The following is a 9,949-nucleotide window of genomic DNA, read 5'->3' as shown; positions in this document are numbered from 1 at the left end:
TTCTTTGTTTTTAAAAAAATCGCTTGTATTTATTCAATAATTATAAAAATATTTTGAAAAAATGGTAAAAATAGATTATTATTAAGAAGGATAAGGGAAAATGCTTTTTTATTCAGTGTCACACTTAGATTGTTCTTAGGCGCTTTATTGTGGGTTTTTGCTTGCGATGAAGCAGAGAAAGGAGCTTATATGGATTACTTGAGTTTTTCAAAAAAAGAGTGGGAGATTCTGATTTGTTTTTGGAATGCCCATGAACCACTTTGTTGCAGCGATTTCAGTGAGCGTTTTGGATTGAATCGCAATACGTCTTTATCTGTCATCAGAAAACTGGTCAATAAAGGCGTGCTGGAGGTAGAAAGTATCAAAATGAGCGGATCTGTGTTAGCTCGTCGTTTCCAACCAACTGTATCCGAGCTAGAGGTACTGCAAACGATCTTGGGTAAAGAACAGATTTCTGATTTGCTTGCTGTAGCGATCCATCGACTGGAACCAAAACAGTTAGACCTATTGTTAGCCAAAATCGCTGCATGTAAACAAAAGCTTACTGCTCAGAAACTAGCCCAGTAAGTTTGCGGAATCAACGAGGAAAAATGAGATTGGATAGAAAAAAGCCCCTCAATCTATAGGAGTAAAAGTTGCAAAACCTACTTTTTTTCCTATAGGGAGGCGGCTTTTTTAGTCTGTTTCTTGAAAGTGCTGCAACATTTTTGTTGTCAAACGATGCAGTTCCACAAGTTCATCCGGGGACAATGGCAAGAAGTCTTTGACTTTTGTCGGGATGCTTTTTGCTGAATCGTGGAGTCGTCGGCCCTTATCAGTTAATGACACATTTAAAGAGCGTTCATCTTCTTGCTTGCGGACCCGAGAAAGATAGTCTTTCGTTTCAAGTTTTTTTAAAACGGGAGTCAACGTTCCTGAGTCCAGACACAAAACCTCTCCTAATTCTTTGACAGTCATCGTTCCTTGTTCCCACAAGACCAACATCACGAGATATTGCGTATAGGTCAAGTCTAGGGGGTCCAGTAGTCCTTTATAATGCTTGATGATTTCTTTTGAAGCGGCGTATAGAGGAAAACATAGTTGGTTTTCAAGTGCTAATTCATTCATGCCCTCACTCCTTTGGTTACTGACGCTTCTTATGATAGCTTTTTTGTATCGGAAAGTCTACTCACTAACAGCTTTAACGGTCATTTCGATATTGCCAGCGGTTGCTTTTGAATAAGGACAAACGGTATGAGCAATTTCTAGTAATTCTTGTGTTTCATCAAGTGAAAGACCTTCGATATATCCTTCAATTTCAACGCCTAAAACAAAGCTGCTTTCACTTTCGGCATACAGTGAAACTTGCGCGCTAACCGTTGATGCACCTTGGATCCCTTTGCTTTGTTTTACCATGTCTAGTGCACTGTTAAAGCATGAACTAAAGCCAGCGGCAAAGAGTTGTTCTGGGTTTGTGGCATTTTCAACTCGTTTGCCAGGTGCTGCGATAGTTAACTCAAGGGAATGATCGGGACTATGAACTTCTCCTGAACGGCCACCAGTATTGATCATTTTCGTAGAATACATTTTTTTCATCTATCTTCACTCCTGTTTTTTTAATTTTGTACAATTAGATTGTACGCAATCTAATTAAAAAAAGCAACTTTTCTGCTTTTCAAAATAAGATTATTTGCTTTTATATTAAATTGAAAGTAAACAGATAAATAAATACTGTAGAGCAAGATAAAACGTGCTATGATGGTAGAATAAAACCTAGCGGTAGTTGGTAAATGAAGAGGGTGGCTGAGATCGTAGACTACATGGAAAATCGAGCGGTGGGAAAATATTTTCGTTCCGCGACAGATCATTATGCCGGATTCATTCGAATCTTTGGTACGTATACTGAATATCGGGTTGTTGCCGGTATTCCAGCAGAGAATGTGATGCTGGAGATCATCGGCGTTGAAAATGGGATCTTACTGACACAAGTGAACAATACATTATTTGAAAATGGAAGAGGGTATATTCAATGATCATTGTACAAATTATCTTAATCGTTCTTGTCATAGCGATCGTGATTTGGCTGTTGGCAAGCACTGCTGTTATTGTTCGTCAAGGGGAAGTAAAAGTAGTTGAGAGTTTTGGGAAGTATGTTAAGACACTTGAACCAGGTCTGCACTTTTTAGTGCCTATTTTATATACAGTTAGAGAACGAGTATCACTTAAACAGATTCCTTTAGAAATTGAACCACAAAGTGCTATCACAAAAGATAATGTTATCGTTCAAATTGATGAAGCCATCAAATACCATGTCACAGATGTCCGTGCCTTTGTTTACGACAATCAGAATTCTGTGGTATCTATGATCCAAGATGCGCAATCAAATTTGCGAGGGATCATTGGGAAAATGGATTTGAATGAAGTATTGAATGGGACAGAAGAAATCAACGTGGCGTTGTTTACTTCCATCAAAGATATCACCGCAGGTTATGGATTGGCCATCGACCGAATCAATATTGGTGAGATCAAAGTTTCCCAAGAAATCATCGAATCAATGAATAAACTGATCACTGCTTCACGGGATAAAGAATCCATGATCACGCGAGCACAAGGGGAAAAATCTTCTGCTGTCTTAAGTGCGGAAGCCAAAGCTTCTCAGATGACGATCGATGCCCAAGCCAGAGCGGAACAAACACAGATCGATGCGGAAGCTCGTGCTAAACGTGTGCGGATCGATGCAGATGCCGAAGCAGAACGAATTGCTAAAATTACTGAAGCAGAACGTAAACGGATCTTAGCCATCAATGAAGCAATCAAAGAAAGTCAATTAGACGAACGTTCACTCTCTTATTTGGGCATTGAAGCCTTTAAAGATATCGTCAACAGTAAGACCAATACAGTCATTCTACCATCAAATATGACCGAATTAGGCAACATTCCAGTTGTGAAACAACTCTGGGAACAAACAGATCAAGCAGACAAATCATAAAATAGCCCGATGGACCTACTAAAAACAGCTCCTCCATGTTTATATCAATGGGAGGAGCTGTTTTTTTATTGTTTAATAGAATACAACTTGATCTTGCCTCACTAGCAAAAAAGTGGATGGTTTTGAAAACCAACTTCAAAGACAATGCATTCTGCGACAACCTGAATCTCTGAAGGACATTTTTTTGGCAAATAGATGAAAAAGCAAGGGTGACACTCCTTCAGATTTGTTCATTTCAGGACACCTTCTGGCAAAAAGCCAGTTTTATTTTTTTAGAGAAGGAGTGGTTCCAATCGTCCGATTGTCCACAATCAGCAATGCCACCATCACATAGCCGATCCAACTATCTCTGGAATAGAGAATATAACGGGGGGACCAATTTGCTGCATACTTACTCTTATACTCTCGCAATCCTTCAAACGAATAAAAGTGAGAACCAAAATTATAGATCAAATAGGCGATCCGTTCTTGAATGAAACTGCTTCTGAATGTCCCAACATTCGCCAGCGGAGCCATCCCTAAGTCGAATTCTACGAACCCTTGATTTTTGAAATAGTCGAAGAGATTGATAAACAAAAAGTCCATCGTCCCATTCGGTGCTTTTTCAGGATCATGGCGCATCAAGTCAATAGACCCGCAGCCTGCTTGATAAGTCGGCATAAAGGAAGCAAAGGCCACGATTTCTTGTTGCTGATTTCTCACCACGGCAATTGGAGCGGTGCTCAAGTAATCCTCGGAGAAAAATCCTAATGAGAAACCTTTCTCTTTGCGGCCATCTAGCCAGCGATCAGAAATCTCTCGCAGCTTAGCAAATGTCTCAGCACTGTACGGTGGTTGTAGAACATCGAAAGTAAAGCCTTCTTTATTGATCTTGTTGTTTAAGGCCCGTTGACCTTTCATTTTTTTGCCGGACAAAGTGAAATTCTGTAGATCCACAAAGGCTTTCTCGCCAAATTTGATGAAGTCGTAGCCGAATTCATGAAGCAGCATGACCATTTCTTCACTGCTTTCATAGAAGACCGGCAAGTAATTCCACTGGTCCATTTCTGTGATAAATGCCTCTAATGCTGCTGCAAAATCTTCTTGTTTACCTGCTGGATCTCCCATGACCAAACATTTGTTGTTGTAGGTAGTAAACTGGAACAAGACCGTAGGCTCAGTCTCATTTGGATAGTAATAGACCTCTTTGTCACCCAAAAAGACGAGATGACTATCACTGGTACCCCCGTAGGTCTCTAAGAGAGTCAGAACTTTTTCCTTTTCAGGTCTTTGCCCAATTTGATGTTTCGGCCCCATTAAATAGCGTGAAAAAAGCAAGACCGCAACAGCGACGATCATGATCGCCAGAAAACCCTGCAACCATAATTTTTCTGAGGGAAACAACAGAAACTCAATGGAGCGATGGGCGGGATGACGAGTTAAATGGGGCATATTATAAACGCCGATGATCACATAAAGGACAGTCAGCGAACCCATCAATAGCCCGTCGATGGTTAGCCATTCCCAAGAATAAACCAGTTGTTTTCGAAAGAGCTCGCTCTTTGACAGGACGATGATCGCCAATAAGAACAGAAGAAAACACATGGTTGAGATTCGGAAACCAGCTAAGACCGCATAACCAATCGTTGCTACTAGCAATAACAGTGTTGGGAAATAGGCGCGAGAAACACGAGCCGAAATCCCGCGACCAGCAACGATGAACAAATAACCCAAGAAAATACTAGGGTACTGCATGACAAAGTTCAAACGAATCGGATTCAGGTGTGCCAGCCACTGAATATGATCGAAGGCTTCTGGAATGGTTGCAGATAGAATCAGCATGGTACCAGTCAAATAGAGAAGCAGCACCTCGATCTTATGAAATATTTCTAAGAGCAATCCTTTTGGAATACCAGAAAAGCGTGTGTTTAATGTGACACCGATATTTTTTGAGAACAAAAGCGCGCCAATCAAAAAAGGAATAATGTAATAGAAAAGACGGAATAGTAGTAGCCATGCGACGACACTTTCTCGGGGAATATTCAGTGAAGCCATTCCCATAATCATCATGACGTCAAAGGTTCCTAATTCTCCAGGGATCATCGAAACGATACCGATCACTGATGCAGCAATAAATAATGGTAGAATTTGAAAAATATCTATAGAAATGCCCATCAGCATACCAGTAGTGATAAAGGCCGTAAATACACCTAGCCATTCCAACAAAGAAACCAAGATCAACTGTCCACGATCAACTGGAGAAAGACCGCCTAAATAGCGATTCTTCTTCGACAAACTTAAAACATAGACTACTGGAAAGTACAAACTGCCTCCCAATAACCAAATCCAATATTGCTGTAGATAATCGGTTGTCGGGCCGAAGATGACGAACCCTAAAGCCAATAATGATAAAAGCGATAACCCAGACATCAGATAGATAAAAATTTTCGAGATTGCTTGGGCAACATCTTTGCCACTTTTTTCTTTGCCATAAAATTCTGAGCGAAGACCAATGCTGATAAAACCGCCGAATCCTACCAGATTATTCATTGTATTGATGATCCAGCTTGTTTCACCTAAATAACGGGAAGGGAGCTTTTGTCCTAAGAGACGGTTCAAAATGATATCATAACCAATCATTGGCACGATACAAATCAGACTGATCAAAAGCATCAATGCAACGCGCCAAACCGCTAATTCGGAAAACAGTATCGTTAATTGATCGACGGAGATCGTCTTACTTAAAGAGAGTAACTCCCCTAAAACGATCACTGCTACGGCGATTAAAAAGAGTCCTTTGAATAAGGACAGGTGATTGCGTATCCAAGTAAAAAGTTTCATTTTATTGTCCCACCTTATCTAAGAAAGAAAGAACTTTCTGATTGAATATTGTTGGATTTTTACGAGCAAAGCTATGCCCTTGGCCCTTCACTACCATGAAATTGGCATTTGGTATGTGATTTGCTAAATAAAATGAATGTGACAATTTGATCGAATCTCTTTTTCCTACCAAAATCAGTGTCGGGACAGTTATTTTCTTTAAATCGGAGGCTGATAATCCGATATTGCGAAAGAGTAATGCAAGAATCGGTAAAAAACCACGCATACCTTGGTCAAATGGGGCACAAAGCCAAACGATGATATATTGGATCAGACTGCCGATCCGTGCAAACAGCCGCACACCTTTAGGGTCTGTATTGCCAGAATTTAAAATCAAACAGCTAACTAATTGCGGGTATTTGAAGCAAAAGACCATAGCTAAATTTGCGCCGTCACTAAAACCAAGAAGTGCCACCTTTGTCAGGTGTTCATTTAGAATAATGGTGTACAAGTCATCTGCCATCAAAAAAAAATTGATTTTTTTGCGGGTATTCGTTGATTTGCCATGCCCACGGCTATCAATCAAGTATAACTGGTGCTTTTGACTTAGCTCGTTGATTTGATTTGCGAAGTACGCACTGCTGCCTCCATTGCCATGCAATAAAAATAATGGCTTTCCATGACCAATTTTTTCATAATAGAGAACTGAGCCGTCTTGCATTTTGGCATAACATTTTTCTGGTTCCATTTCTTCACCTACTTTCTTTGAGTATACCTTGTAGTAAGTAATTATTAAAATAAAATGGTGATTTTTCACTAGAAATAATCATCTTTTGTTCATTTTTATCTTAGAAAACGATTCTCTTGTTCAGGTAAGAAAAGAAGCTCACCGATTTACTGTACCACAAATTGTCACAAGTGGAGGGCATCTAAAAGGAATTCACTAATCAAAAATAAGCAAAAAAATCTGACAGAATAGACAATCTATTTCCTGCAAGAAAAAGACAACGTGACAACCGAATGTGGCTACCAGAAAACCTCTCTTTTAAATGAGAAAAATAACCTCTAGAGAAGTGGGATGATAAACGATCAGGCGTGTTGATTGGAAACTCTGTCTCTTTAAAAAAAAACAGGGCATCCATCTCTTTCTAAAGAGACGACCGGGGATTTGACCATTGACGAGAGATGTTGTCAAGCTTGGAAGTCACTGTCACAGCCTGTGAAATAGCAGCCCAAAATGAAGAAATATTTTTGTTCACCCTGTAGGAGTCATTCGTGGGGCAGAAAGCAAATGTTTGTTCTTCCTAAAAGATTATATCTCTCCAATAATTACTGCAAAGTTTCAGAAATTCGGTTATTATTTTCAAGTTGTTATTTTGATACGGGAGGGGAAATAATGAGAGAGACGAGATATGAAGAATTGAAGCGAGCTGAAAAGGGCGCGCTCCTCAGTATCGTTGCGTATCTATTGATTTCATTCGTTAAATTGTTGATCGGGAATATGGCAGGATCGGAAGCGTTGTGGGCGGATGGCTTAAATAATGCGACAGATATCATTGCCTCCATCGCTGTCTTGATCGGATTACGCTTAGCTCAAAAACCGGCAGATGAAGAGCATAAATATGGTCATTGGAAGGCAGAAAATGTCGCCAGTTTGATTACTTCATTGATCATGCTTGCTGTCGGTCTGCAAGTCCTATCCTCTTCCGTTTGGTCGTTGATCCAAGGAGAAACAGAAAGCCCAGATATGTTAGCTGCGTTCGTTGGGATTGTCTCTGCTGTCTTAATGTATGGGGTGTATCTTTTCAATCGCAATTTAGCTGCCCAAGTGAAAAGTTCTGCATTGCTCGCAGCTGCTAAGGACAATCGGAGTGATGCTTGGACGAGTATTGGTACCGCCATCGCTATTTTTGCCGCTTCTTTTGGTTGGGGATGGCTTGATAGTATCACGGCAATTATTGTTGCTTTATTGATTATCAAAACAGCGGTCGATATTTTCAAAGAGAGTGCCTTCTCCTTGTCGGATGGCTTTGATCAAGACTTGGTCAATGAATATGAACGAGTTGTCGCAAATTTTCCAGAAGTAAAATCCGTCAAAAGTATTCGTGGAAGAATGTATGGCGCCAATGTATTTCTTGATATCGTTGTTACGATGGATAAATATCTGACTGTTGAAAAAAGTCACGCTGTAGCAGATGCCATTGAAGCGTTGCTATCGGATCGTTTTAATGTTTATGATACCGATATCCATATTGAACCTGAGTGAGTCACCACGCATTTTTAAAGGTGGTTTTATGTTGTAAAAGTTAAAAAAAACAGTGTAAACTGCACGTTTCTAGTATGTAAACATCCCGTTGCTTCTTTTCTTTTCGAAAGAATGGCAAACTATTCGTATAAGAAAGAGAAAGTAGGGATTCTATGAAAACGATAAAGAACAATGAGTTTCAAGCAAAAAACAGAGAAGTGGAACAAAATTCTCTTCTAGAAATTTGTAAAAGCTATATTTTATCGGTAGAGGATAGAAAGACATTATCTTTTCTTCAAAAACAAATCCAAGAAAAAAAAGCTGAGCTTGTATAAAGCTCTATTAGAAGAAAGCAGCAGCCTTACTATTTAGTAAAAAGGCTGCTGCTTTTTTGAAAGAGTTTTTATCAATCGTGTATTTTTCTAAATCCAGCTGTAAAAAGTCTTTTAAAAGACTTTAAAAGGTCTGTTAAAAGACGTAGAAACGATTAATGACCACTGGTCATTTTGATTCCGATAATGCTGATCAATAATAGTCCTACAAAAAGCCATGTAGCTGGGTTGAGCTTATCATGGAATAAGACTACACCTATAATGACTGAGCCCACAGCCCCAATTCCCGTCCAAATAGGGTAAGACAAACTCATAGGAAGTTGTTTGATTGCTTGGGACAAAAAAAAGAAACTGGCGATCATGCCAATAATCGTATAAATCGTAAAATTTAGTTTGGTAAATCCTTCACTCCATTTCATCGTCGTTGACCAGAAAACTTCCAATATTCCCGCGAGCAATAGTTCGATCCAAGCCATCCTATTTTCCTCCTTTTTAATTTTTTAGAAAACAAAAAGAGGAAGATCATTCCTTCTAAGACCTACTGGAATGATCGTCCTCTTTAAACTACCCGGTGGCAGTATGTATTTTCTTGTAGTTAGTATAACACACTCTGATTATTTTTTGCAGAATTAATAGGACTTTATCAACAGTGATAAGAGATAGCCAAACAAAAAGATCAGGAAGAAAGGTGGGATATAGCGGAAAACCAAGCGTGCCAGTTTCTTACCAGCTTGGCGTTCCTTCTCGTACCGGGGATCGTTCCGATCTCTCATGAAGCCCTGTGGGGAACGCGCAAAAAACAAGCCATTGGTAAAGCGTAGCGGCCAAGCAATAAGTAGCAAGAAACTGGTAATGATCAAACCGACAAGCAAGAAAACTTCTCCATCCATCATTCTTTCTCCTTTCGTGCTTTGATACAGTAAGTGTAACATGGCAGCCACAGTGGAAAAAAGGGTTTTCTATTTGAATCGTCTTTGGCTATAATGGAAAGACATAGTCATTAGTAGGGGGAGGAGCAAACAATGAATTGTACATTTCAGTCAGTCACAACGAGTGAGGAAATTCAAGAATTAGCAGTTGTCATCAGAAAAATCTGGTCCGAGGTCTTTACACCGATCATCGGGTCTGAACAAGTAGCATATATGTTAGCGACCTACCAATCGCCAGAAAGGATTCAACAAGAAATCGAGGAAGGGGTAGTTTACCTAGTTCTCCGATCAGAAAATGAAATCATCGGCTATACGGCTTATGAAGAAAAGACCGATCGTTTGTATTTAAGCAAACTTTATTTGACGGCTTCGATGCGGGGAAAAGGGTTATCCAGTCAGCTGTTCGATTGGTACGAGTCTTTAGCCGCTGGCAAGACATTGTTCTTAAACGTCAACAAAGGCAATCAGCAAGCCATTGCTGTTTATGAGCATCGCGGCTTTGTCCGTGTGGGGGAACGAACTGTTGATATCGGCAATGGCTTTGTCATGGACGATTATATCTACGAAAAAAATCTAAAATGCTAATCAAATAAAATAAGGCTTTTTTCCGAATGGACGCCGTCGGGAAAAAGCCTTTTTGTTTTCTGGAAAAACGTTTACATTTCATTTTTTCTAT

General features: G+C 39.7%; 12 protein-coding genes. 6 read left to right on the top strand and 6 right to left on the bottom strand.

The features are described 5' to 3' along the window. The first annotated feature begins 189 nt into the window (after positions 1-189). Positions 190-567, top strand: coding sequence for a hypothetical protein (locus tag Q0A12_RS02850; protein WP_291291201.1), 378 nt, complete (start codon positions 190-192; stop codon positions 565-567). A 108-nt stretch (positions 568-675) separates the two neighbouring features. Here the strand turns inward: Q0A12_RS02850 and Q0A12_RS02845 are convergent, their stop codons facing one another. Together Q0A12_RS02845 and Q0A12_RS02840 are read right to left on the bottom strand one after the other, a co-directional pair. Beyond that, a complete protein-coding gene (locus Q0A12_RS02845; RefSeq protein ID WP_291291200.1) occupies positions 676-1,107 on the bottom strand; it encodes a MarR family transcriptional regulator in 432 nt (143 codons plus the stop codon). Between the two features lie 57 nt (positions 1,108-1,164). Next, positions 1,165-1,575, bottom strand: a complete 411-nt coding sequence (locus Q0A12_RS02840) for an Ohr family peroxiredoxin (RefSeq protein ID WP_291291199.1) — start codon at positions 1,573-1,575, stop codon at positions 1,165-1,167. A 194-nt stretch (positions 1,576-1,769) separates the two neighbouring features. On the opposite strand from Q0A12_RS02840, the gene Q0A12_RS02835 reads away from it, so the two are divergent. Both Q0A12_RS02835 and Q0A12_RS02830 read left to right on the top strand, forming a co-directional pair. After that, positions 1,770-2,012, top strand: a complete 243-nt coding sequence (locus tag Q0A12_RS02835; RefSeq protein ID WP_291291198.1) for a hypothetical protein — start codon at positions 1,770-1,772, stop codon at positions 2,010-2,012. Further along, a complete protein-coding gene (locus tag Q0A12_RS02830) occupies positions 2,009-2,968 on the top strand; it encodes a stomatin-like protein (RefSeq protein WP_291291197.1) in 960 nt (319 codons plus the stop codon). Before Q0A12_RS02835 ends, Q0A12_RS02830 begins: the two co-directional genes overlap by 4 nt. A 264-nt stretch (positions 2,969-3,232) precedes the next feature. On the opposite strand, the gene mprF is transcribed toward Q0A12_RS02830, so the two are convergent. Both mprF and Q0A12_RS02820 read right to left on the bottom strand, forming a co-directional pair. Beyond that, complete coding sequence (gene mprF / locus Q0A12_RS02825) at positions 3,233-5,788, bottom strand: bifunctional lysylphosphatidylglycerol flippase/synthetase MprF (protein ID WP_291291196.1); 2,556 nt, start codon at positions 5,786-5,788, stop codon at positions 3,233-3,235. Between the two features lies 1 nt (position 5,789). Further along, a complete protein-coding gene (locus tag Q0A12_RS02820; RefSeq protein WP_291291195.1) occupies positions 5,790-6,515 on the bottom strand; it encodes an alpha/beta hydrolase in 726 nt (241 codons plus the stop codon). Positions 6,516-7,163: 648 nt separating this feature from the next. On the opposite strand from Q0A12_RS02820, the gene Q0A12_RS02815 reads away from it, so the two are divergent. Then, a complete protein-coding gene (locus Q0A12_RS02815; RefSeq protein WP_291291194.1) occupies positions 7,164-8,033 on the top strand; it encodes a cation diffusion facilitator family transporter in 870 nt (289 codons plus the stop codon). A gap of 152 nt (positions 8,034-8,185) precedes the next feature. Then, the gene (locus Q0A12_RS02810) at positions 8,186-8,347 is read left to right on the top strand and encodes a hypothetical protein (RefSeq protein ID WP_291291193.1); all 162 of its coding nucleotides are present in this window, start codon (positions 8,186-8,188) and stop codon (positions 8,345-8,347) included. A gap of 152 nt (positions 8,348-8,499) precedes the next feature. Here the strand turns inward: Q0A12_RS02810 and Q0A12_RS02805 are convergent, their stop codons facing one another. Then, a complete protein-coding gene (locus tag Q0A12_RS02805; RefSeq protein WP_291291192.1) occupies positions 8,500-8,820 on the bottom strand; it encodes a multidrug efflux SMR transporter in 321 nt (106 codons plus the stop codon). A gap of 153 nt (positions 8,821-8,973) precedes the next feature. After that, positions 8,974-9,234, bottom strand: a complete 261-nt coding sequence (locus Q0A12_RS02800; protein ID WP_291291191.1) for a hypothetical protein — start codon at positions 9,232-9,234, stop codon at positions 8,974-8,976. Positions 9,235-9,366: 132 nt separating this feature from the next. Between Q0A12_RS02800 and Q0A12_RS02795 the strand changes: the two genes are divergently transcribed. Further along, a complete protein-coding gene (locus Q0A12_RS02795) occupies positions 9,367-9,858 on the top strand; it encodes a GNAT family N-acetyltransferase (protein WP_291291190.1) in 492 nt (163 codons plus the stop codon). Positions 9,859-9,949 lie beyond the last annotated feature (91 nt).

The sequence above is a fragment of the Enterococcus sp. genome (genome assembly GCF_022711995.1).
Taxonomy (GTDB): Bacteria; Bacillota; Bacilli; order Lactobacillales; family Enterococcaceae; genus Enterococcus_D.
This window is presented reverse-complemented; position numbering and strand designations above follow the sequence as displayed.